The sequence below is a fragment of the Dietzia sp. KRD202 genome (assembly GCF_017168155.1).
Taxonomy (GTDB): domain Bacteria; phylum Actinomycetota; class Actinomycetes; order Mycobacteriales; family Mycobacteriaceae; genus Dietzia; species Dietzia kunjamensis.
In genome coordinates this window covers 1-410 of sequence record NZ_JABFAN010000100.1, presented here as the reverse complement: position 1 = coordinate 410, position 410 = coordinate 1, and the positions used below count along the sequence as shown (strand labels likewise).

1 pseudogene is annotated in these 410 nt (G+C 62.7%); it reads left to right on the top strand.

The features are described 5' to 3' along the window. Positions 1-18: 18 nt before the first annotated feature. A pseudogene (locus tag J1M64_RS19075) lies at positions 19-410 on the top strand (hypothetical protein); the annotation flags it as partial.

Here is a 410-nt window from a genome sequence, read left to right as displayed (position 1 = left end):
CCCTTCAGGGATGGAACATTGACGCAGTGGATGAAAGAGCGCCAGCTGGCAGCGGCGTACAGATCCCGGTTCGCCGACCGCGGCGACTTCACGGCCCGACTTCACGGTCTCTACGACGAGGTCGCCGGTTCCTCTCACGCAGACTCACGAGTCACCTTCGTCGCTGTAGCAGCGCCGGAAACCGCGAGGCCGTCGAGTCTTGGTCGTATCACCGGCGCGAAGGCGACCTACATTTTCCAGAACGCCCACTTGCTGCAGAACACGCTCTTCCCTTTTCATGACAGGAGCAGTCCACTGCTTGATACGGGCGCAAGTTTGGAACGCGCCCGCCGTGGCTTCCGTCGCCAAACAGCCCGATACGACCGCGAGGACGGCGCTCACTCTCGGTATCGCTCGGCTCAGGCCTCGGT